Source organism: Luteitalea pratensis, assembly GCF_001618865.1.
Taxonomy (GTDB): Bacteria; Acidobacteriota; Vicinamibacteria; order Vicinamibacterales; family Vicinamibacteraceae; genus Luteitalea; species Luteitalea pratensis.
The window spans coordinates 3,966,489-3,988,734 of the sequence record NZ_CP015136.1; the positions used below are offsets into that span (position 1 = coordinate 3,966,489).

The window sequence follows — 22,246 nt, forward strand, 5'->3', positions numbered from 1 at the left end:
GCAAGCAGATGGGCTGCCTGTCGTGCGTAGATCGCCACACTCCATGCTTCGACTCGGTATCGTCGGCCTGCCCAACGTCGGCAAGTCCACCCTCTTCAACGCGCTCACGTCCGCGGGTGCGCTCGTGGCCAACTACCCGTTTGCGACGATCGAGCCCAACACCGGCATCGTGATGGTCCCCGACTCCCGTCTTGCCGTTCTCGAAAAGCTGGTCTCGCCGGAGCGTGTCGTGCCCGCCTCGGTGGAGTTCGTCGATATCGCCGGACTGGTGAAGGGCGCGAGCCAGGGTGAAGGCCTTGGCAACCAGTTCCTCCACAACATCCGCGAGGTCGACGCCATCGTCCACGTGGTTCGCTGCTTTGAGGACGAGAACATCCAGCACGTGATGGGTGCCCCCGACCCGGTGCGGGATCGCGAGATCATCAACATCGAACTCGGACTGGCCGACCTCTCGACGATGGAGAAGCGGCTCGAGAAGTCGATCAAGATGGCACGTTCAGGTGACGCCGCCGCCAGGGCAGAGGTCGCCATGGTGGAAGCGGTGAAGACACTGCTCGAGGCCGGCAAGCCAGCCCGCCTGTACGAACCGTCGGACGAACTGCGGCCCGCCTTCAAGGGACTGAACCTGCTCACGTCCAAGCCGGTGCTCTACGCGGCAAACGTGCGCGAGGAGGAAGCGGCCGAGGGCAACACGTTCGTCGAGCAACTCCGCGCGCGCATCACCGCGGAGCACGAGAACGCCGGCGTGGTCGTGTTCTCGGCGAAGGTCGAGGCGGAACTCGCGGAACTCGAGCCCGACGAGCGGCAGGAGTTCCTCGGATCGCTGGGGCTGACCGAGTCCGGTCTCGACCGGCTCGCTCGCGCGGCGTACACGCTGCTCGGGCTGCGCAGTTATTTCACGGCGGGCGAGAAGGAAGTGCGCGCCTGGACGATCCACGCTGGCGACAAGGCACCCGCAGCAGCCGGCGTGATCCACACGGACTTCGAGAAGGGGTTCATCCGGGCCGAGACGGTGGCCTACGACGATTTCATCCGCGTCGGTGGCTGGAAGCCCGCGCGCGAGCAGGGCCTCGCCCGCTCGGAAGGCAAGGAATACGTCGTCCAGGACGGCGACGTCCTGTTGTTCCGCTTCAACGTCTAGGCTGTTCCAGCAGCGCCGGCGCAGGGCAGGCGCACTTCGAACTCCGCGCCCTGTCCCGGACCGTCGCTCCGCGCCTGCACCTTGCCGCCGTGCCGGGTGACGATGGACTGGACCAACGCCAGTCCGACGCCCAGGTGAGCGGAGTCGGCCGGCCCATCCTGGACGAACAACGAGAACATCTCCGGGAGCCGTTCGGGCCTGATGCCCACTCCGGTGTCACGGACCCGGATCACGGCCTCGTGCGCGTCGCGCTCGGCCCGCATGTCGACGGTTCCTCCGGCAGGTGTCGCCTGTGCCGCGTTGCGCAGCAGGTTCGAAAAGACTTGTTGAAGGCGGGCGGGATCGCCGAGAACCGGGAGCGGCGCCTCGGCCACGCTCACCAGGAATCGGACCCGGCGCTCGGCCAGCATCTCGCGATGCGTTTCGGCAGCCGCATCGAGCGCGTCCCTGACATCGAACGCTTCCTGCTCGAAATGCAGGCGTCCTTCCTTGATGCGCGTCAAGTCGTTCAGGTCGCTTACCAGCCTGGTCAGCTGTTGAACCTGCCGATCGATCAGGCCGCTGATCTGCGTCGGGTTGGCGGCCGATTCGCGCAAGGACCGTGAGGCCATCCCGATCGCCTGCAGGGGCTGCCGCAATTCGTGCGCGAGCACCGCCAGGAAGCGATCCTTGTAGACGTCACGGCTGGCGAGCCGGGCCTCGCTCTCGACGAGGGCGGCGCGTGCCGCTTCCGCCTCGGCCCGTGATCGCCGCAGTCGGTCGCTCCCCACCGCCGCCAACACGCCGACGAGCGCGAAGATCCCGAGCGCCCATGCGTCGTTGCGATTGGTAATCGTCAGGCTCCCTGCCGGTGGCAGGAGGACGAACAGGGCGAACAGGACCGATATCTTCACGGCGAGCAGACCCACCCCCAGCCCTCCCGCCAGGCTCGAGACGATGATCGCCGGGAAGAGCAGCAGGAAAGGGAAGCGGCCGCGCAACGCCGGCATCAGCAGGAATTGCACGCTGCCGAGCGCGAGCGTCAACGCGGCGGCAAGGACGTACCGCCTCGGACCACGCAGGTACTGACGCATTTCTGGCATGAGGATGGACGGGAACGGGGTCCGACCCATACTAAAGATAGGCCCACGGCCACGTCAACGATCACGCACCAATGCCCCATGTCTGAGGCGCTCGCGTACCATCGACACACGATGAGGGCGCGCCTGATGTGGAGATGGGTCGTGGTGGCGGGCATCGCTGCCGCCTGGCTGTATGTGGGTGGGAGAAACGCCGATCTTCGAGCCCAGGCGCGCCAACCCGCGACGCTCGTGATCACGGGCGGAACGGTGATCACGATGGACGACGCCCGTCGTGTCCTGGCACCGGGGGCCGTCGCGGTGGCCGGCACCGATATCGTGGGGGTCGGGACGCCCGCGGACGTCGCCGCGCGGTTCAGCGCCGCCGAGACCATCGACGCGACAGGCCAGGTCGTGCTGCCCGGCCTGATCAACACGCACACGCACGCGCCGATGGTCCTGTACCGCGGACTGGGTAACGACCTCAACCTCCAGGACTGGCTCACGAAGTACATCTTCCCGGCCGAGGGCAAGACCGTGTCACCGGAGTTCGTGCGGGCCGGGACACGCCTGGCGGCGCTGGAGATGATCCTCGGCGGCACGACGACGTTCGTCGACATGTACTACTTCGAGGAGGAGGTCGCGGAGGCGACCAGGGAAGCGGGATTGCGTGGCGTCCTCGGACAGACCCTGATCCAGTTCCCGGTGGCCGATGCCAAGACACCCGAGGAGGGTCTCGCCCGCACGCGCGCGTTCGTCGCAAGGTACAAGAGCGACACGCTGGTCACGCCGGCCGTGGCTCCGCATTCGACGTACACGCTGAGCGCCGCGACCCTTCAGGCGGCTGACCGCCTCGCCCGCGAACAGCACGTGCCGTTGCTGATCCATCTCGAGGAGACCAGGACCGAGCGGGAGGACTCACTCAAGGCGCGTGGGCTGACGCCCACGGCATACCTCGCCAAACTCGGGCTGCTCGGTCGGCACCTGCTCGGCGCGCATGGGGTGTGGCTCGGACCCGACGACATCCGCCTCGTCGCCGAGGCTCACGCATCGATCTCGCACAACCCGGAAAGCAACATGAAGCTTGCAAGCGGCGTGGCGCCGGTCGGGGAGTACGTGGCGGCCGGGGTCGCGATCGGGCTCGGCACCGACGGCGCGGCGAGCAACAACGATCTCGACATGTTCGAGGCGATGCGACAAGCCGCCTTCCTGCAGAAGGTGACGCGTGGCGATCCGACGACGGCGCCCGCGACCCTGGTCCTGGAGATGGCCACACGCCGCGGTGCCGAGGCCATCGGCATGGGCGACCGCCTCGGACAGTTGACGCCCGGCCGGCGCGCCGACGTCATCGTCGTCGACACCAGGGCACCACACCTGCAGCCGATGTTCGATCCGATCGCTCAATTGGTGTACGCCGCGAAGGGCAGTGACGTGCGCACGACCATCGTCAACGGTCGGGTGCTGATGCACGATCGCGTGGTGAAGACGCTGCAGGCGCCAGCCGTCCTCGGCGATGCGCAGAAGATGGCCGAACGGGTACGAGCGGCGGTCAGGTAATTTGAAATTCGAAATTCGAAACGGCAACTACAGCGTTCTATTCGCCCAGCACGCCGATGTACGGCAGGTTGCGGTAGCGCTCGGCGTAATCGAGCCCGTAGCCAATGACGAAACGGTCTTCGATCGTGAACCCGACGTACTCGACAGGCACGTCGACCTGCCGCCGCGACGGCTTGCTGAGGAGGCACGCGGTCCGCAGCGTCTTGGGTCGCCGTGCCCTGAACATCTCCTGCAGGTATGTCAGGGTCAGCCCGGTGTCGACGATGTCCTCGACGATCATGACGTCGCGCCCCTCGATGCCGGTATCGAGATCCTTGATCAGCCGCACTTCGCCTGATGACCGTATCGCCTTGTGATAGCTGGAGACCACGATGAAGTCGAGCGTGACGTGGCGATCGAGCTGACGGACGAGGTCGGAGAAGAAGACGAAGGCGCCTTTGAGCACGCAGACCATGTGCAGGCCCCGGGTGCTGGCATAATCAGCGCGGATCTGTGCGGCGAGGTCGGCCACCCGTCCGGCAATGGCCTCCTGCGTCAGCAGCGGGGTGGGGTGGTCTGGCAGGGACTCGGGATCGAGGGCCATTCGACCGGCGCAGGCTAGCACACATGGCACGTTTCGCGATGATCACGGAGGCCGACGCCCGTACGCTGCCCGAGGGCAGCACCGTGGAGCTGTTGCCCAAGGGCCACATCACGCCCCTGGCGGCAGACACGTTGCGTGACCGCCGCATCACCGTGATCCGTGCCGATCAGGTCGTCGACGGCGACGGCGCGGACCTCGTGCCGGTGGCCGACGTGCGGCGGGTGGTGATCGGCAGCGATCACACCGGCGTGGCGCTGAGGACGTACCTGCTGACCTCGCTGCGGGGTCGCGGCCTGGCCGTGGCATCGGTCGGACCCGAGGGTGCCACACCGCCGCCGGTCGACTATCCCGACATCGCCGAGCAGGTCGGCCTGGCGGTCGTCCGGCGGGAGGCCGACGCGGGCATCGTCATCGACGGCGCGGGCCTGGGGTCTACCATTGCCGCGAACAAGGTCGCCGGCGTGCGCGCGGCACTCTGCCTCAACGAGACGCTGGCGCGTTATGCCCGCCAGCACAATGGCGCGAACGTGCTCGCGCTCGGCGCCACGCTGCTGTCGCCCGGCGACGCCCTGGCCATCGTCGAGACGTTCATGAAAACCCCGATGACCGAGCCGAGGTACATCCGTCGGCTCGCCAAGCTGCAACGCCTGGACAAGACACGCGCAGGGTGACAGTTGGTAGGGCCGGCTTTCCGAGCCGGCCGTCACCAAGATGTCACGGCCACCTGCTCGACGGCCCGTTCGGAGAACGGGCCCTACCAATCGACGCCCCCATGTCCTACACAGCCCTCGACGTCGAACGTCTCGTCCAGATCATCACGGAGGAAGTGCTGCGTGCCACAGACGGTGTCGCCGCGGGTGGACGCTGCACCTGCCACAGCGTGCACGTCGAGTGCTGCCCTGACCGGTTGCGCGGTGTGCTGGACGCCGGCGCGAGCCGGCTGGGCCTGCAGGCCTCCGGAGCCCCTGCGGGCACGGTGGCCGGACTGATCGATCACACCTTGCTGAAGCCCGATGCGACGCAACCGGAGATCGAGACTTTGTGCCGTGAAGCTCGCGAGTACTCGTTCGCGACTGTCTGCCTGAACCCCACATGGGTGCCGCTCGCGGCGCGCCTGCTGCGAGGTAGTCCGGTGGGCGTCTGCACGGTCGTGGGCTTCCCGCTCGGGGCGACGACGGCGGATGTCAAGCAGTACGAGACGCGCCGGGTCATTTTCGATGGCGCCACGGAAGTGGACATGGTGATCAACATCGGCGCCCTGAAGTCGGGCGACGTTCGCACCGTGCAGCTGGACATCGAAGCTGTTGCCGACGCCTGTCGGGCCGCCCAGGTCGTAAGCAAGGTCATCATCGAGACGGCCTTGCTCACCGACGAGGAGAAGGTCACGGCGTGCACGCTCGCCAAGGCCGCTGGCGCGACGTTCGTGAAGACGTCGACCGGCTTTGCCCGGCACGGCGCGACGCCCGCCGACGTGGCATTGATGCGTCGCGTGGTGGGCGCCGAGATGGGCGTGAAGGCCGCGGGCGGGGTTCGCGACCTGAGCGGCGCGCAGGAGATGGTGCGCGCCGGGGCGACACGGATCGGGGCGAGCGCCGGCGTGAAGATCGTGCAGGAATCGAAGGGAGCGCCGGTCAGCGCCGCGAGCAGCGGTTACTGACGAACGCTGAACGCCGAACGCCGACGGTCTCCTGAGGTGTGCGGCCGGACTTGTCCGGCCGTAGCCCTGCCCGATTCCCGGTCAGCTCGACAGCGACGAGGCCTCCAGCGCGGGCGTCTGGCCTTCGATCCAGTTGGTGACCTGTGAGGGCGAGAACTGCACGCCGGTGTAGAACGGCCCGAACTCACCGTAGTCGGAGCTCGCTTCGTCGAAGCGCATCTCGTAAATGAGTTTCTTGAACACGAGCGGATCGTCGGCAAAAAGATCGACCCCCCACTCCCAGTCGTCGAATCCGATCGATCCCGAGATGATCTGCGAGACCTCGCCCGAGTAGAGTCGGCCAATGTGTCCGTGGTCACGCATCATGGCGGCACGCTTCTCGAACGGCGCGCTGTACCAGTTCTTGATCTCGCCGCGGCGCTTGTCCATCGGATAGAAGCACGCATACCGTCGGGCCGGGAAGGCCGTGAAGAGCCGGCCCGTCATGCGTGGCTCCTGCGCCTGCATCGCGTCCTTCATCGCGGTCCGGTACTCGGCCGTTCCGAGCTCGAGCCCTTTGGCCATGAGCTGCTCGTGGATCTTGGCCGTCATCTCGTACATGCCGAGTTCGATCACCGACACATACGACGTCGTCGATTCGAATGCCTCGGCGATGGCCAGGCGCGACACGTCGAGTTGCGCCTGCACGAGCGCGTCGAACGACTTGCGGGCATGCACGAGCATCAGGTCGGCCTTGTGCCCCAGCATGGCGACCGCGATCGACGAACCGCCATCGGCAGGCGCCTGCGCCAGCAATTCCTGCAGGCCCGCGGCCAGTTCGGCACGTTCGTCGTTGGTGGCCTGCACGAGCGCGGGCCAGGAGACGCGGAACATCTGGTGCAGGAGGCACCAGCCCTCGAGGGACTCGGGTACGGTCAACACCCGTGTAGGCTACAGCCTCCGGACCGCGCCCTGCCAGCGGAATGCGGCCAAGGGTTGGCTCCACGTATCGGTCCATGGCGCCGAGCGGCTGACATGGGCCACGCCGAACGGCCGCAGGATCTCCGGGTCGCGCGACAGCAGCATCCAGCGGGTCGCCTGCACGTGGCCCGGAGCCTGATTGGCCTGCCCGCGCACGGCAGCGCAGCCATTGGCTGCCGCGGCCGTGCGACCGATCACCGGCCGATTACCAGCGGACCGCCTGCAGCAGGTTGCTCGACGCGTCCGTCCAGGGCGCGATCGCGGGCGTGCTCCACTGCAGGCCGAAGCTTGCCAACGCATCCGGGTCACGGGCCAGCAGCATCCAGGTGCTTCGCTCGTGGTCGTTGGTCACGAGGTCGTCCACGACCTCGACGCTGGTGAACCCCGCCGTCGCGCCACCGGCCTGCACGATGCCTGCGAGTTCGAGGTAGCGATTGGACACGTGCACGGCGAGCACACTTCGAGGCCCGCGCAGGTGCCGCGCGTACAGCGTGAACGCCTCGCGCGTCAGCAGGTGCACGGGCACCGAGTCGCTGCTGAACGCGTCCACGGCGAGCACGTCGAATCCATATGCCGCGTCCCGCTCCAGACTGAGTCGGGCGTCGCCGCCTTCGATGGTGATGGTGGCGGGCGAGTCGCGGAGGTACCGGAACAATGGCGTGGGGGCGACAGAAAGGGCCACGACCTGTGGATCGATCTCGAAGAACGTGAACGCATCACCCTTCCGGCCGTAAGCGGCCAGCGTACCGGTGCCGAGTCCGATGATGCCGACACGCGCGGGGCGTTCCAGTGTCGACAGCGCACCCAAGGCCAGGCCGACACCGCTGCTCGTCGTGTAGTACGTCGTCGCGAGGGTCGTCTTGGCGCCCTGGAGGTATTGCAGTCCGTGCAGCGTCGTGCCGTGCTGCAGGCGGCGATAGCGCTCGCCCGTGTCGAACTGTTGCTCCCTCACGCGCAGCGCCCCGAAGAAGTTGCGCGACGTGAACACGGAGTCAGAGGTGAGGTCGGCCCAGCCCAGGGCGGTCTTGGCGGCCACCATGCCGCCAAGGAGCGCACACATCACGCCGGCGACGCGAGCAACCCGGGCCCTGCGCAGTTCCATGAGTTCAGCCCGGACGACATGGACGACGCCGAGGAGGAGCGCGGCGGCGACGAGCGTGAGCGGATATTCGACGAGTCCATCGAACAGGACCGGTGCGCCGAGGGCGACGATGGCACTTCCCGACGCTCCACCCGCCGACACGAGCAGGAAGTACCGAGTCAGCCACGCCGGCGTTGGCGCGCGCGAGGCGAGTTCGCCGTGGAAGCACCAGCCGATGGCGGCGAGCAGGCCGAGCATCGTGGCCAACGTGACGCGGGCGCTCCATTCCGGGAGTGCGGCAGCGATGCCGAGGGCCACGGCGAGGGTGAGCAACTCGCGCTGGAACAGCCGCGGCAGTTCGAAGGCGACGATGAACGTGAGCAGGTAGATGGCCAGTGGCACCATCCACAGGAACGGCACGGCCGCGACATCCTGCGTGATTTTCGTCGTCGTCGCCTGCAGCATTGCGGCAGGCACCGCGGCGAGCAGGAGCCAGATGATCTGGTCGACGCGTGTCGGCGGGGCTCCGCCTTCCGCCGCCGGCCCGGTCTCGGCCATCACGGGCGCGGCGGGTGCGTCGCCATGCGGACCGTGCGCGTCGTCGACGCCGCGCATCGAGCACAGGCACGTGATCGTGGCAAGGGCATAGACGACGTAACCCACCGTCCACCAGCGGCCCTGCTGGAACACGTCCAGGTAAGGCTCGACGAGCCACGGATACGACAGGAGGCCCGCAAGCGAGCCCAGGTTCGACAGCGCGTAGAGCCGGTAGGGCGAGCGATCCGGGTAGCAATCGGCATACCAGCGCTGCAGCAGCGGACTGGTGCTGGCCAGGAGCACGAAGGGCAGGCCGATGGCGCCGGTCAGAAGCACCAGGATCTGCGTGACGGGCGATGCGTCAGGAGCCGGCTTCCAACCATCGCCGGGCGTCACGGGCGAGGGCCAGGCCACGGCACGCCACGCGAGCAGCACCAGGACGATGGCGATGACCGTGCCGTGACGCAGCGCTTGCGCGCGGCGCGGCAGCGCGGCGATGGCGTGCGCGTAGGCGTAGCCGGCCAGGAGCAACACCTGGAAAACCACGAGGCTGGTCGACCACACCGAGGGTGATCCGCCGAACCACGGCAGGATCAGCTTGGCGAGCAGGAACTGGATCTGGAAGAGGAGGCAGGCGCCGAGCCCGATGGCCAGCCCGAACGCGGCCGCCCCGTTCATGCCTGCGGTGGGCCGGGCTTGCCGGTATCGTCTGGCAGCAGGGCGGGCGTGCCCTCGATCACGAGCGTGCGGTTGGTGGCGGGCAGGGCGACCTTCTGCGTCTCGAACGCGCGCTTGACGCGGCGGAGGAACTCGCGGCCGACGACCCACTGCTTGCTGGGCACCGCCTTCAGCCGGACCTTCACGTCAGCGCTGGTGTCGTTGAACCGATCGACGCCCAGGACCTCGAGCGGCCCGAGCATGTACGGCGAGAAGGCCGGGTCCTGCAGCAGTTCATCGGCGACCTCGGTGAGCACGCGGGCAACACGGTCCGTGTCCTCCCTGACGCTGACGCTGATCGACGACACGTAGTACGAGAAGTCCTTGGTCAGGTTCGACAGCCGCTGGATGCTGCCATTCGGGATGACGTGCACGGCGCCGGTCTCGTCGCGCAGGATGATCGTCCGCAACGTGATCCGCTCCACCAGCCCGCCGGTCCCGTCGATGTTGGCCACGTCGCCGACGCGGATCTGGTCCTCGAGAATCAGGAAGAAGCCGCTGATGATGTCCTTGACCAGCGATTGTGCGCCGAAGCCCACCGCCAGGCCGACGATGCCGGCGCCGGTGAGGATGGGTGTGATGTCGACATTGAGTTCGCGCAGGATCATCAGCAGCGCGATCGTGGACACCATCACGTAGACCGTGTTCTGGACGAGGGTGCCGAGCGTGCGTGCGCGCTTGGCGCGCTCGATGACGTCGACCGTCGTGGCCGTGCCGATGGACGACTCGAGCCGGCCCGCGACGATCCCGACCACGTGGATCACCAGCCACGACAGGAGGGCGATGAGCGCGATCCGCAGGCCGGAGCCCGTCAACCATTCGCCCAGTCTCTCGGGGGTGAGGCCAACCCGGGGACGGATGCCGACCAGCGACACGGCGGGGAAGATCAGGACGGCCCCGACGAGGAGCGTGACGATGCCCCTCACGACACGCAGGCCGGTGCGTGTCGTGCGCCCGTGCGTGACGTCGCCCGGGACGCGCTGGTGAGCGCGGTTCACGAGGCCCGCGACCACCCGTGTCACCAGTTCGGCGAACAGGTAGGCCACGGCCAGCGCGGTCACCGCGGCGAGCGTCATCCGCGCCCAGTACGGGTAGCCTGAAAACAACCCGTCCACTGCCGCCTGTGTCGCGCTGTTCACGGTCCGTTCCTACTTGCCGTAGAGTTCGCCGCGACGCAGCCGCCGATACATGTCCAGGGCATCCTTCAGGATCGTCACTGCGGCGTCAGGACCGAGGAAGTCGGTGACCTCGACCAGCTTGTTCTCGAGCGTCTTGTAGTCTTCGAAGAACCGCCTGATCTCGCGCAGCGTGTGCCCTGGCAGCTGCGTATGGTCGCTGTAGTCGTTGAACGCAGGATCGAGGGTGCTGACGGCGATGATCTTGTCGTCGAGCCCCTTCTCGTCGCGCATCCGCATGACGCCGATGGCCCGTGCCTGGACGACCGTCAGAGGGTGGACCGGCTCCTGGCCCAGGACCAGGGCGTCCAGCGGGTCTCCATCGTCACAGAACGACCGGGGGACGAAGCCGTAGTTGGCCGGATAGTACACGGCGCTGTAGAGCACCCGGTCCAACCGCATCAATCCCGATTCCTTGTCGAGCTCGTACTTGTTCTTGCTGCCCATCGGCACTTCGATGACGACGGGGAAGGTCTTGGCGATCAGGTGGTCGTCGACGTAGATGTCGTGCCAGGGGTGCATACGCGGACGATTGTACCGGGTCGGCCTTGCTCAATCGGGCTTGGGCCTTCGCCGGACTGCCATCCTCGGCGACGCGCCGCGCTGGAAACGCCCGGAAGGCCCATGGCGACGGTCGATGGCCGGCGAGCCGCTAAGCGAGCGAGCCCGGTCCGTCGTACTCTTGTCTGGATAAATGTTCCGCCTGGCTTGCCTTCAATTGATGCCCGTCCTCGTGCGTTTCGCCCGTTCGTCTGGTTGGTCGGCCCCAATGGCCACGCTGGGAGTCGCCCTGGCGCTCATCGTCGCCGGTTGCGGCGGGGAGGCGTCGAGCGGAGGAGCGAAGGAGGGCGGCAGCAAGGCGGGCGGCAAGGCCGGTGAACCGCTTTCGGTGAGGGTGCAGGCGGCGCGTGAGGCGGCGCTGGTGCGTGCAGTCACCGTGACCGGCACGCTGGCCGCCGAGGACCAGGTCGCCATGGGCTTCAAGGTGGCAGGTCGCATCCAGACGATCAACGTGGACCTGGGCAGCCGGGTCGCACCCGGGCAGACCATCGCCCGCCTGGCACCGGTGGACTTCCAACTCCGGGTGCAACAGGCCGAAGCCGCGCTGCAGCAGGCCAGGGCGCGGCTCGGACTCGACCCGGCAGGCCAGGGCGAGCAGGTGGACCCGGAGAAGACACCAGTGGTCCGGCAGGCACGGGCCGTGCTCGACGAGGCCCGGCTGAGCCACAGTCGGGTGCAGACGTTCGTCGAGCGCGGCATCTCGTCCAAGGCAGAGCTGGATTCGGCCGACGCGGCCCTGAAGGTGGCGGACGGCCGCTATCAAGACGCGATCGAAGAGGTCCGCAACCGTCAGGCCCTGCTCACGCAACGCAAGACCGAGCTCGACCAGGCGCGGCAGGAGATGGTCGACTCCATCCTGCTCGCTCCGTTCCCCGGCATCATCCGTGAGCGGGCCGTCTCGCCGGGGCAGTACGTCAACGCCGGCGCGCCCATCGCCACCCTCGTTCGGATGCACCCCTTGCGCCTGCAGGCCGACGTGCCAGAACGCGAGGCGAGCAACGTCAAGGTGGGCCAGGAGGTCAAGGTGCGCGTCGAGGGTGACGCCACCGTCTACCCCGGGCGCGTGGTTCGCGTGAGCCCGGCGATCGACGAACAGAGCCGGTCGCTGCGCATCGAGGCGCAGGTCGGCAACCAAGCCGCCACCATCCGCCCTGGTTCCTTCGCCACCGGCGAGATCATCGTCGCCTCGTCCGCACCTGCCATCGTCGTGCCGACGACCGCGATCGTCACGTTCGCGGGCGTGGAAAAAGTGCTCACCGTCGCCGACGGAAAGGTCGTCGAGCGCCGCGTGGAACTCGGGCGGCGCGAAGGGCAGTCGGTCGAGATCCTGAAGGGGCTGACCACGGGCGAGCGCGTCATCGTCGAACCCGGCAACCTCGTGGACGGGGAAACCGTGCGGGTGACGCCCTGAAGAATGCCTGATGCCTAATGCCTAATGCCTAATGCTGAAGGTGGAAGCTGGAAGCTGGAAGCTGGAAGGACGACGACGTTAGAACGACGAAGGCCCAAAGCCGAATGCCGAAGGCCGTTTGATCCCAATGCACTCACTCGCTGACATCTGCATCCGCCGTCCGGTCTTCGCCAGCATGATCGTGCTGTCGCTGGTCGTGGTCGGCGCGGCCGCGTATCTCGGGCTGGGCGTGGACCGGTTCCCGTCGGTCGACCTGCCGACGGTGCGGGTCCAGACGGTGCTGCCCGGCGCCTCGCCCGAAGAGGTCGAGGTGCTGGTCAGCCAGCGTCTCGAGGAAGTGATCAACACCGTCGAGGGCATCTCGGAGCTGCGCAGCGTCTCCGGCCAGGGCATCTCGCTCGTGCTGATCACGTTCGACCTGAACCGCAACGTGGACGTCGCGGCCCAGGATGTGCGCGACCGCGTGGCCACAGCGCTGAACCGGCTCCCGCGCGACGCCCGTCCGCCGGTCATCGCCAAGTTCGACAACGACTCGACTCCGGTCATGTCCATCGCGCTGTCGGGCAACCGTTCGGTGCGCGAACTGACCGAACTGGCCGACAAGGTCGCGAAGGTCCAGTTCGAGCGCCGTCCGGGCGTCGGCGAGGTGCTCATCGTCGGCGGCCAGGAGCGCGCCATCAGCGTGTGGCTCGAGGCCAACCGGCTCGCGGCCTACGGCATCCCCGTCAGTGCCGTGCGCGACGCGCTGGTCCGCCAGAACGCCGACCTGCCGGGAGGCAACGTCACGACCGACGTCCAGGAGCGCGTGCTGCGGACGATGGGCCGCGTCCAGACGCCGGCCGACTTCGCCAACATCATGATCACCAACCGGGGCGGCGTGCCGCTGCGGATCAGCGATGTCGGTCGGGTCGAGGACGGCACCAAGGAGCAGCGAAGCCTGGCCAGGCTCAACGGCAAGCCGACAGTGATCATGGAGGTGCGCCGGCAGTCCGGCTCGAACACCGTGGCCGTCATCGACGGCATCAAGGACGTGATGCCGCGCGTCCAGGCGCAGTTGCCTGGCGACGTCAAGCTCGACATCATCCGCGACCAGTCGATCTACATCTACAACGCCCTGCACGAGATCAACACCCATCTCGTGCTCGGCAGCATCCTGGCGTGCCTCGTCGTGATGCTGTTCATGCGCAGCTGGCGCTCGACGATCATCGCCGGCGTCGCGATTCCGGCCTCGGTGATCTCGACGTTCGGCATGATGCGGGCGCTCGATTTCACGCTCAACAGCGTGACCATGCTCGCGCTGGTGCTGATGGTCGGCATCGTCATCGACGACGCGATCGTGGTGCTCGAGAACATCTTCCGGTGGGTGGAAGAGAAGAAGATGGACAGCTTTGCCGCCGCCAAAGCGGCGACCGAGGAGATCGCGCTGCCGGTCATGGCGACGACGCTCAGCCTGGCCATCATCTTCATCCCGGTCTCGTTCATGTCGAGCATCTCGGGACGGTTCCTGTACCAGTTCGGCATCACTGCGGCGGTCGCCATCCTGGTGAGTCTCCTCGTGAGCTTCACGCTGACGCCGATGATGAGCGCCAGACTGCTGCGTGGAGAGATGGCCAAACACCAGGACGGCCACGCCAGCCACTCGCGTGCAGGCTTCTATCGGCACATCGACGGGTTCTACACCAGGGCCCTGGGCTGGTCGATGGGCCACCGCTCGACCATCATGGGCGTCGGTCTCCTGGTGGCGCTCTCGTCGATCCCGCTCTATAGCCTCGTCAGGCAGGAATACGTCCCCACCGACGTCGACGAAGCCGAATTCGAAGTGAGCATCAACGCGCCCGAGGGAACGAGCGTCGCAGCGATGGACGACGCGATGCGACGGATCGAGCACGGCGTACGAGCGATTCGGGGCGTCCGCACCGTGCTGGCCACTGTGGGTGGGAGCTTCCTCGGCGCCGTGAACCAGGCCCAGATGTACATCCGCATCGCGCCGCACGAGGAACGGCTGTTCTCGCTCGGTCGGCTCTTCAAGGAGACCCTGAAGCTGCAGCCGATGAAGGCGTTCGAGGGCAATTACAACCAGCGGCAGGTGATGGGCCAGGTGCGGCAGGTCGTGCGCAAGTTCCCGGACTTGCGCGGCGGGCCACGAAATGTGCAAACCTTCAACTTCGGCGGCGGGCCGTCCGATATCGACGTCTCCATCCAGGGGCCGGTGCTGGAAGACCTCGCGCGGTTCACCGAGGAACTGCGCAAGAAGACGCCGGACATCGGGATCATCGACGCCGACACTACACTCAAGCTGGATCGCCCGGAGCTGCGCGTCCAGATCGACCGCGAGCGCTCCGCCGATCTCGACGTCGACACGCAGGATGTGGCAACCGCGTTGCGCCTGCTCGTGGGTGGCGACGACGAGGTGACGCGCTATCGCGACGTCTCGATCAACGACGACTACGACGTGCAGCTCCGCCTGAGTGATTCTGATCGTCAGGACGTCTCGACGATCGGCCGGCTCCTGGTGCCCTCACGGGATGGTCGATTGATCCGGCTTGACAACCTGGTGAACATCGAGCAGTCCACCAGTCCGTCCCGTGTGGATCGGCTGGACCGGCAGCGCGACGCGCGCGTCCGCGGCAACGTCGCGCCAGGCTTCGCCCTGGCCGACCGCCTGGCGGCGATTCGAGGAGCGGCTTCCGACATGAAGCTGCCGGCCGGTTACACCGTGACCATTGGCGGCCGCGGCAAGGAACTCGAAAAGACGTTCGTCGAATTCCTGTGGGCGTTCTCGCTGTCGGTGATCTTCATGTACATGATCCTGGCGGCGCAGTTCGAGAGCGTGATCCACCCGTTCACGATCCTGCTATCGCTGCCGCTGGCGGTACCGTTCGCACTCCTGTCGCTCTGGGCGACCGGCAACACGCTGAACCTGTTCTCGGCCCTGGGACTGCTGGTGCTGTTCGGCGTCGTGAAGAAGAACTCGATCCTGCAGATCGACCACATGAACAACCTGCGGGCGCAGGGCATGCCGCGCTACCAGGCGATCATCCAGGCCAACCGTGATCGCCTGCGCCCGATCCTGATGACCACGCTGGCGCTGGTCGGGGGCATGCTGCCGCTTGCGCTCGGCACCGGACCGGGGGCCGAGGAGCGCCGGACGATCGCCGTGGTCGTCATCGGCGGCCAGACGCTGTCACTGCTGCTCACGCTGCTGGTTACGCCCGTGGCCTACTCGGTATTCGAGGACCTCGCCGCCACCGAGGGATGGCATCGCCTGCGCATGAAGCTCAGCGGCCTCAAGCCGACGCCACGGACAGCAGCATAACTGGTAGGGACGCCTCTCCGAGGCGTCCATCTCCGAAGCGTCCATGACCGTTGCGGGCGTACACCAAGGGACGGCGCGGAGATGGACCGGTCGGAGAGCGGTCCCTACCTGCCGAGCCTTCGTGGAATAATCCCGCACTCATGCTTACGTCCCCAAGCGCGCCGGGCGGGCGCGGCGGCCAACGCGCGATCACGCTGTCGGTTGTGGTTGCCGCACTCGGCTACTTCGTCGACATCTACGATCTGCTCCTCTTCAGCATCGTCCGCGTCCCGAGCTTGCGGAGCCTCGGAGTGCAGGGTGACGACCTGCTGCACGCGGGCGAACGCCTCCTGAACATGCAGATGACCGGCATGCTGCTCGGCGGCCTGCTGTGGGGCGTGCTCGGCGACCGCAAGGGCAGGCTGAGCGTGCTGTTCGGGTCGATCGTCATGTATTCGGCCGCCAACATCGCCAACGCGTGGGTACAGTCAGTGGATACCTACGCATGGCTGCGCTTCATCGCCGGCATCGGGCTGGCAGGCGAACTGGGTGCGGGCATCACGCTGGTCAGCGAGATCATGCCGAAGGAGACGCGCGGGTACGGCACGACGATCGTCGCGGCGACCGGCATCCTCGGCGCCGTCGTCGCGGCCCTCGTCGGCGACTACTTCGACTGGCGCATCTCCTACATCGTCGGCGGCGTCATGGGCTTTGCGCTGCTCGCGCTGCGGATCGGCGTCTACGAATCGGGAATGTTCGAGAGCGTGAAGCAGGTCGGCACGAGCCGTGGCAACGTGCTGCAGCTGTTCAACACCTGGGAGCGGGCCAGGAAGTACGTGGCCGTGATCCTCATCGGCGTGCCCATCTGGTACGTCATCGGCATCCTGATCACCTTCTCGCCGGAGATCGGCCGCGCGCTCGGCATGACCGAAGCGCCGACGGCGGGCAACGCGGTGATGTTTGCCTACCTCGGGCTGGCGGGCGGCGACTTCGGCAGTGGCTTCCTCAGCCAGTTCCTGGGCAGCCGGCGGCGGGTGGTGTTGCTGTTCCAGGCGCTGACGGTGGTCTTCGTCGCTGCCTATTTCTTCCTGGCCCCGTTCACGATCACGGCGTTCTACGCGCTTTGTGTCGCGCTCGGTTTCGGTGTCGGCTATTGGGCGGTGTTTGTGACCGTCGCGTCCGAACAGTTCGGCACCAACATCCGTGCGACGGCCACGACCACGGTCCCGAACGTGGTGCGCGGCTCGGTAGTTCTCCTCACGTCGTCGGTGGCCTGGTTGCGGCCACATGTCGGCGTCGTGAACAGCGCCATGATTGTCGGCGCCGTCGCGCTGACGATTGGCATCATGGCGCTGTGGGGCATCGAGGAGACGTTCGGGAAGGACCTCGACTATGTCGAGGAGTAGAGCCGTGTCGAGCAAGCTCGACACCTACACCCCTTCGATTCGTAGCCGTCGACTTCCACCTTCGCCAAGGCTACGGTGGACAAGTCAGGTCGACGGAATTCGACGCGTCGCTACGCCGGCGGGCGTTCCATCGGCGGCAGCACGGCGAGGAAATCCTCCTCGAACCGCCGCGCATACTCTCCGAGCAGGTACTGCACGCGGTCATAGTCGGGCGAAGCGACTACGAGCGCCGCATGGTGACGCTTGACCGGGCGCAGCACCACCTCCGAATCGGCATAGGTGCTGGTGTCCGGCCACTCCTGTCTCGCCAGGGCGAGCACGACGCCTGCGTAGTCGGCTCGCTGGGCCGGGAGGTCGTACGCTGCCTCACCGCGCCCGATCTCGAGATTGGCCCACTCGCGCCACACATTCACGCCGGTCGCGGCCTCCAGTGAATCGGAGATGAAGGCGCCTCCCACCCGGCCGGCAACCTCCAGGAAATAGAACTCGCCGTCGGCGCTGCGGATGAACTCCGCGTGCGTGGCGCCGCGGACGAACCCCAATGTCTTGAGCAGGGACTGGTTCATCTCGAGCAGTTGCCGCTCTTCCTCGCAGCCGCGCCTGACGGTGTTCGTGAGGAACACGCCGCCCTTGTGCGCGACCTCCATGGGCGGCCGCCAGTAGCGGTTCACACCGGTGAAGATCACCTCGCCGTTCTCCACCAGCGAGTCGACGTGGAAGACGTCACCCGGTACGAAGCGCTCGAGCAGGTAGTGCGTGGACCGCTCGGTGACGACGGGCCGGGCGTCCAGCGCGTCGATCGCCCGCCAGACCAGTTCGGAATCGTGCAGCTTCTGGATGCCCACCGCCGAGACGTCCGACCGTGGCTTGAGGACCCATGGTGCCGGCACCGTTTCCATGTAGCGGCGAATCTCGTCGTAGTTCAGCACGTGGACGAAGTCGGGCACGCGGATGCCGGCCTCGAACGCCTTGACGCGCATGGCGAGCTTGTCGCGGAACAGCCGCGCCGTCGTCGTGCCCATCCCCGGGATGCGCAGGTGCTCGCGGATCATCGCCGCGTGCATCACGTCGTATTCCTCGAGGGCGACGATGCGATCGACGCGGTTGTGGCGGGCAAACTCCGAGACGACTTCCACGAAGACGTCGGCGTTGGACCCGTTGGGAACGGTCAGCGTCTCGTCGATGCTGTCGCGCGCCCACTCCTCGTCGCGCAACTTCTCCTTGATCACGAGCACCACGCGGCACCCGCGGCAACGGAGCTGGCGGAGGAACTCGTTGCCCTTGAAGTAACTGGCAAGACAGACGACGGTCATGAAGCCACCGGGCAGGACAGCCGCAGAAGGAGACGAACAGGAAAGCGCGGGAAGCCGGACACAGGATGAGCAGTCGGGATTCGGGGTTCGGGACTCGGAATTCGGGACCAGGGACTCGGTGCGGCAACAGCACGGGCGACCGGCTGAGCGCTCACACTGTGCGCGAAAATCGTGAATTCTGCAATTTGGTACCCGCAGTTCACGCAAGGTGCGCCGACTGACATATCGAAGGTGGGGCCCATTCTCCGAACGCAGCCCGTGGACGTTCGTCTAGTCGAGAATCTTGGCGCGCAGCGCCGCATCGGGTAACTCGCAGGCCGGCAGGAACCTCGCCAATCGGTGGCGAACACGAGCCACGATGCGGTAGACGCCGTCGCGCAGCGGGCGAGGCACCCCGAGCAGGATCCGGGCGACTGACCAGGGCGCACCCAGCCGGCCGGCGATGCGCAGGACCGCATCCGACCGCAGCCAGATCCCCTCGTCGTCGATCAGCACCATCGAGTTGGGCGCAAGGCCGACACCGACGTCGCCGAGCAGGCGCGTGCCCACGGACGTCTGGCGCGCCGCGAACCGGTACGCGTTGGCCCGGTCGTGGCGGTGGATGAACCGCACCGACCGCTGGCAGAACAGGCAGTCGCCGTCGAAGATGATCACGGGCGTCATCGAGAATTGCAGAATTACACAATTTCAAAATCTGAAATTCCTAGAGGAGCCGCATCGGCCCCCGGAAGTCATCGCGAAACGACTCGCCCGGATAGATGACCTGCTCGAGGAACAACCCCGCCGATGGTGCCGTCAGGCGCGCGACGTCCTCGCCGTCGCTGCGCAGGAGTCGCCCCACGTCGGCTTCCCGCAAGTCGCCCGTTCCGACGCGCACCAATACGCCGACCATCCGCCGCACCATCCGCCACAGGAAATGCGACCCGGTGACGCGGATGAGGACGAGCGCCCCGTCCTCGATCACGTCAACGGCGTCCACCTGCACCTTCGTGCTCTTCTCGTCAGCGTCGTCATCAGAGAACGACTCGAAATCCAACCGGCCCACGAAGCTCGCCGCGCCGCGGCGCATGGCCTCGACGTCGAGTCGCTCGCGGACCCACCACACGAAGGGCTTGGAGAAGGCGGTCCGCCTGCGGCTGACCTGGTAGACATAGCGGCGCGCGACGGCGTCGTGTCGCGCGTGAAACCGATGACCGACGGTCCGCACGTCGAGCACGTTGATGTCGGCAGGCAAGGCCTCGTTCAGCCGCGTCAGCAGCGTCGCCGGCGGCAGTGTGGTTGCCACGTCCAGATGCGCGACCTGTCCCAGGGCATGGACGCCAGCGTCGGTGCGCCCGGCACCGTAGACCTCGAGGCGATCGCGCCTGCCCGTGACTGTCTGAACCGCCTCGATGAGATCGCCCTGCACCGTGCGGGCGTTACGCTGCACCTGCCAGCCCGAATACCGGGTGCCGTTGTACTCGAGCAGGAGGCGGAAGCGAGGCATGGCAACGCTTATGAGTGAGGCGCGCCGAGCCAGGCCCGGCCGATCAGTTGACCACTCTCCGTCTCGACGTCGACGTGCAAGGGCTTACCGGCGAGGTCTGGCGAGAGCGACAACGACGTCCAGAGCCGGTAGCCCTCCTTGCGGCCCCCGTCGAGGTCGTACCACCGCGAGCGTGTCAGTCGCTGGGCGCCCTGATACCAGACATGGCGCACCCGATCGTGCAGGCCCCGTGGCGCGTAGATGGCCGTCACCACGTACACCTGGCCGCGCGGATCGCCGGGCGTCGCGCCGATCTTCCTGGTGATGCGCGGGCCGTCCCGCATTTCCATCTGGGTGCCGAAGTCCGCGTACTGGATGCGCAGGGGAGTCGGCGGAATGAACGGCCGTCCGTACTCCACCATCAGGAACAGGCCGAGGACGATGAGGCCGCCCGCAAACCATGTGCGCTGCCAGTCGATGCGGCGCTCGCTTATGATCAGCGTCGTGGCGCCGACGGCTGCCACGACGGCCGCGAGCCACAGAGCATAGGCCGTCTCGATCTGCCACAGGATCGGCAGCGCTGCCGCCGCGCCCGCGAAGACAGAGAACGAGAAGAACAGCGCCGTCAACACGCGCCGCATCGCGACGTGCCGGTCGTAGACCAGGTCCATCGTCGACAACAGGGCCGCGGTCGCCAGCAGCACGACAAACAGGACGTTGCGGCTCCCTGGCGTCGTACTGAGCCAGTACACCGGGAGGATGAAGAACAGCAGCTGCTGATAGAAATTCTTGTTGAGGTAATTGATCAGCAGCTGCGCACGGCTGCGCCACGGCTTCGACAGCGCGCCGCCGCGGATGATGAACGGCAGCGCCATGCTGGTGATCCAGATGAACGCGACGTGGATGAGGGCGATGCGCAGATAGGCGAAGTTGCGTGCCCCCAGCCACATCACGCCGATGCCGAACGCGAGCGCCCAGAGGCTATGCAGCCACCAGAGCTTGGTTTCGTGCTGCGCAAACCACACGCCGAGGCCCGACCACAGCGCACGCGGTGACCATCGCGACGCGGCCTGTTCCTGGGGTTCGTCGAGGGTCTCCACGAGATGATCTTACGGTAGAGCCGCGCAGGATCTGACGAAGATATGGGCGCCGACGAACGCAGAACGCGGAACGCCGAACGCAGGGTGATCGCCATGCGTAGGCGTCGAGCTTGCTCGACGCTCCCCTCGTGAGGCCCGGCTGCACTCCGGCGCTACCATCAAATGCCCGGCGCCGGCCATCAAATGCCTGGCCTCTCGCCATCTGCCAGTGCGCGGCTACGCTCCCTGGCGAGCCTGCCGCCGCAACTTGTCGAGGAACTCGCGCAGGTCGGCGGGTGTCGGCGCCGTGAACTCCACCCGACGGTCATCGGACGGGTGGTCGAACGCCAGCCGCTGCGCGTGCAGCGCCTGCCTGGGAAATCGCAAGTCGTGGCCTGGCGCACCCTCGCGCGGTCGGTAGCGGCGATCGCCGACCAGCGAATGCCCGTGCAACTGCGCTTGCGCGCGGATCTGTCCCTGCCGGCCGGTGCGCAGGCGGACTTCGAGCAGTGAGGCCTCGGCGAACGTGGAGACGATGCGGTACGCGCATTCCGCGTCCCTGGCCTCCGGGTCGTCCGCACGGGACCGTCGCTGGACGAAGGCGTCCTCGTCCCAGGTGAGCCGGTCCTGCCACGTGCCCTCGGCGGGATCGGGGTGGCCATTCACGAGCGCCAGGTAGACGCGGTCCGGTGTGCGATGCGCGAACTGCGCCACGAGCGCGGCGCGGGCGGTCTCGTGCAGCGCGAAGAGGACGAGTCCCGAGGTGTCCTTGTCGATGCGATGGACGACCAGTGGCTCGCGGGTCCGATGCGAGCGGAAGCGGTCCCAGAGCAGGGCGAGCACCGACGGCGCAGAGCTGTCGCCATCGAGCGGGACGGTGAGCAGGCCTGCCGCCTTGTTGACAACGACAAGATCCGCGTCTTCATGAACGATTTCGAGGCCGTCGCGGACCGGTGGGCGAGGGGTCCTCGAGGCCGAGCCGGGACGGTCCATCCAGAGCCGGACCTGTTCTCCGTGCCGCATCACGCGGGCGCCGCCGGCGGCATCGACCTCTTCGCCATCCACGAAGACACGGCCGCGTGCGATCGCATCGGCGGCGCGGCTGCGCGATCCCGCGCGACCCGGTGCCGCGAGGAACTTGTCGAGACGCTGCCCCTCTTCGTCGCCCGACACGCCCCAGGTCTGGTCGCTCTTCACGATCCGATAGGGTAGCGCGAAGGCCAAGCGCGGGCGGCGTGTCCGCCGAAGCC

19 protein-coding genes are annotated in these 22,246 nt (G+C 67.0%); 7 read left to right on the forward strand and 12 right to left on the reverse strand.

What is annotated here, in order from left to right:
- Positions 1–43: 43 nt before the first annotated feature.
- On the forward strand, positions 44–1,141 hold the full coding sequence (gene ychF / locus LuPra_RS16240; RefSeq protein WP_110171710.1) for a redox-regulated ATPase YchF: 1,098 nt from the start codon (positions 44–46) through the stop codon (positions 1,139–1,141).
- Here ychF and LuPra_RS16245 read toward each other — a convergent pair.
- Positions 1,138–2,223: an ATP-binding protein gene (locus tag LuPra_RS16245; protein ID WP_162271418.1), complete on the reverse strand. Its 1,086-nt coding sequence runs from the start codon at positions 2,221–2,223 to the stop codon at positions 1,138–1,140. The two genes, ychF and LuPra_RS16245, sit on opposite strands and share 4 nt — an antisense overlap.
- 126 nt (positions 2,224–2,349) lie before the next feature.
- Between LuPra_RS16245 and LuPra_RS16250 the strand changes: the two genes are divergently transcribed.
- On the forward strand, positions 2,350–3,756 hold the full coding sequence (locus LuPra_RS16250) for an amidohydrolase (protein WP_234800423.1): 1,407 nt from the start codon (positions 2,350–2,352) through the stop codon (positions 3,754–3,756).
- Positions 3,757–3,793: 37 nt separating this feature from the next.
- Here the strand turns inward: LuPra_RS16250 and hpt are convergent, their stop codons facing one another.
- A complete protein-coding gene (gene hpt / locus LuPra_RS16255; RefSeq protein WP_110171713.1) occupies positions 3,794–4,339 on the reverse strand; it encodes a hypoxanthine phosphoribosyltransferase in 546 nt (181 codons plus the stop codon).
- A 23-nt stretch (positions 4,340–4,362) separates the two neighbouring features.
- Here hpt and LuPra_RS16260 point away from each other — a divergent pair, with 23 nt between their 5' ends.
- Positions 4,363–5,010 (forward strand): RpiB/LacA/LacB family sugar-phosphate isomerase, encoded by a 648-nt coding sequence (locus LuPra_RS16260; protein ID WP_110171714.1) that lies wholly within the window; start codon positions 4,363–4,365, stop codon positions 5,008–5,010.
- A gap of 275 nt (positions 5,011–5,285) precedes the next feature.
- Entirely contained in the window at positions 5,286–5,996 is a 711-nt protein-coding gene (gene deoC, locus LuPra_RS16265) for a deoxyribose-phosphate aldolase (RefSeq protein WP_234800944.1), read from the forward strand.
- Positions 5,997–6,077: 81 nt separating this feature from the next.
- Here deoC and hemQ read toward each other — a convergent pair whose 3' ends face one another.
- The 5 genes from hemQ to LuPra_RS16290 are packed head-to-tail and all read right to left on the reverse strand — an operon-like array spanning position 6,078 to position 10,988.
- Positions 6,078–6,917, reverse strand: coding sequence for a hydrogen peroxide-dependent heme synthase (hemQ, locus tag LuPra_RS16270; RefSeq protein ID WP_234800424.1), 840 nt, complete (start codon positions 6,915–6,917; stop codon positions 6,078–6,080).
- 9 nt (positions 6,918–6,926) lie between these two features.
- On the reverse strand, positions 6,927–7,154 hold the full coding sequence (locus LuPra_RS16275) for a hypothetical protein (RefSeq protein WP_110171716.1): 228 nt from the start codon (positions 7,152–7,154) through the stop codon (positions 6,927–6,929).
- Between the two features lie 7 nt (positions 7,155–7,161).
- Positions 7,162–9,252: a spermidine synthase gene (locus tag LuPra_RS16280; protein WP_110171717.1), complete on the reverse strand. Its 2,091-nt coding sequence runs from the start codon at positions 9,250–9,252 to the stop codon at positions 7,162–7,164.
- Positions 9,249–10,430, reverse strand: a complete 1,182-nt coding sequence (locus tag LuPra_RS16285; protein WP_110171718.1) for a mechanosensitive ion channel family protein — start codon at positions 10,428–10,430, stop codon at positions 9,249–9,251. Before LuPra_RS16285 ends, LuPra_RS16280 begins: the two co-directional genes overlap by 4 nt.
- Before the next feature lie 9 nt (positions 10,431–10,439).
- Positions 10,440–10,988: an inorganic diphosphatase gene (locus LuPra_RS16290; protein WP_110171719.1), complete on the reverse strand. Its 549-nt coding sequence runs from the start codon at positions 10,986–10,988 to the stop codon at positions 10,440–10,442.
- Positions 10,989–11,235: 247 nt separating this feature from the next.
- Here LuPra_RS16290 and LuPra_RS16295 point away from each other — a divergent pair, with 247 nt between their 5' ends.
- From LuPra_RS16295 to LuPra_RS16305, 3 genes are all read left to right on the forward strand, one after another.
- Entirely contained in the window at positions 11,236–12,438 is a 1,203-nt protein-coding gene (locus LuPra_RS16295; RefSeq protein WP_157899271.1) for an efflux RND transporter periplasmic adaptor subunit, read from the forward strand.
- A 127-nt stretch (positions 12,439–12,565) separates the two neighbouring features.
- Positions 12,566–15,754, forward strand: a complete 3,189-nt coding sequence (locus tag LuPra_RS16300; protein WP_110171721.1) for an efflux RND transporter permease subunit — start codon at positions 12,566–12,568, stop codon at positions 15,752–15,754.
- Between the two features lie 140 nt (positions 15,755–15,894).
- Complete coding sequence (locus tag LuPra_RS16305) at positions 15,895–17,139, forward strand: MFS transporter (RefSeq protein ID WP_110171722.1); 1,245 nt, start codon at positions 15,895–15,897, stop codon at positions 17,137–17,139.
- 110 nt (positions 17,140–17,249) lie between these two features.
- On the opposite strand, the gene LuPra_RS16310 is transcribed toward LuPra_RS16305, so the two are convergent.
- The 5 genes from LuPra_RS16310 to LuPra_RS16330 form a co-directional block, all read right to left on the reverse strand.
- The gene (locus LuPra_RS16310) at positions 17,250–18,452 is read right to left on the reverse strand and encodes an ATP-grasp domain-containing protein (RefSeq protein ID WP_110171723.1); all 1,203 of its coding nucleotides are present in this window, start codon (positions 18,450–18,452) and stop codon (positions 17,250–17,252) included.
- Positions 18,453–18,722: 270 nt separating this feature from the next.
- Complete coding sequence (locus LuPra_RS16315) at positions 18,723–19,115, reverse strand: thiol-disulfide oxidoreductase DCC family protein (RefSeq protein WP_110171724.1); 393 nt, start codon at positions 19,113–19,115, stop codon at positions 18,723–18,725.
- Positions 19,116–19,155: 40 nt separating this feature from the next.
- On the reverse strand, positions 19,156–19,938 hold the full coding sequence (gene truA, locus LuPra_RS16320) for a tRNA pseudouridine(38-40) synthase TruA (RefSeq protein WP_110171725.1): 783 nt from the start codon (positions 19,936–19,938) through the stop codon (positions 19,156–19,158).
- Positions 19,939–19,946: 8 nt separating this feature from the next.
- Positions 19,947–21,017, reverse strand: coding sequence for a DUF5924 family protein (locus LuPra_RS16325; protein ID WP_110171726.1), 1,071 nt, complete (start codon positions 21,015–21,017; stop codon positions 19,947–19,949).
- Positions 21,018–21,233: 216 nt separating this feature from the next.
- Positions 21,234–22,193, reverse strand: coding sequence for an RluA family pseudouridine synthase (locus tag LuPra_RS16330; protein ID WP_157899272.1), 960 nt, complete (start codon positions 22,191–22,193; stop codon positions 21,234–21,236).
- Between the last annotated feature and the right edge of the window lie 53 nt (positions 22,194–22,246).

Bases quoted from the DNA above. Each gene is read 5' to 3' on its own strand.
- ychF (WP_110171710.1), top strand. From the start codon at position 44: ATGCTTCGACTCGGTATCGTCGGCCTGCCCAACGTCGGCAAGTCCACC.
- LuPra_RS16245 (WP_162271418.1), bottom strand. From the start codon at position 2,223: ATGCCAGAAATGCGTCAGTACCTGCGTGGTCCGAGGCGGTACGTCCTT.
- LuPra_RS16250 (WP_234800423.1), top strand. From the start codon at position 2,350: ATGTGGAGATGGGTCGTGGTGGCGGGCATCGCTGCCGCCTGGCTGTAT.
- hpt (WP_110171713.1), bottom strand. From the start codon at position 4,339: ATGGCCCTCGATCCCGAGTCCCTGCCAGACCACCCCACCCCGCTGCTG.
- LuPra_RS16260 (WP_110171714.1), top strand. From the start codon at position 4,363: ATGGCACGTTTCGCGATGATCACGGAGGCCGACGCCCGTACGCTGCCC.
- LuPra_RS16280 (WP_110171717.1), bottom strand. From the start codon at position 9,252: ATGAACGGGGCGGCCGCGTTCGGGCTGGCCATCGGGCTCGGCGCCTGC.
- LuPra_RS16290 (WP_110171719.1), bottom strand. From the start codon at position 10,988: ATGCACCCCTGGCACGACATCTACGTCGACGACCACCTGATCGCCAAG.
- LuPra_RS16295 (WP_157899271.1), top strand. From the start codon at position 11,236: ATGGCCACGCTGGGAGTCGCCCTGGCGCTCATCGTCGCCGGTTGCGGC.
- LuPra_RS16300 (WP_110171721.1), top strand. From the start codon at position 12,566: ATGCACTCACTCGCTGACATCTGCATCCGCCGTCCGGTCTTCGCCAGC.
- LuPra_RS16305 (WP_110171722.1), top strand. From the start codon at position 15,895: ATGCTTACGTCCCCAAGCGCGCCGGGCGGGCGCGGCGGCCAACGCGCG.
- LuPra_RS16310 (WP_110171723.1), bottom strand. From the start codon at position 18,452: ATGACCGTCGTCTGTCTTGCCAGTTACTTCAAGGGCAACGAGTTCCTC.
- LuPra_RS16315 (WP_110171724.1), bottom strand. From the start codon at position 19,115: ATGACGCCCGTGATCATCTTCGACGGCGACTGCCTGTTCTGCCAGCGG.
- truA (WP_110171725.1), bottom strand. From the start codon at position 19,938: ATGCCTCGCTTCCGCCTCCTGCTCGAGTACAACGGCACCCGGTATTCG.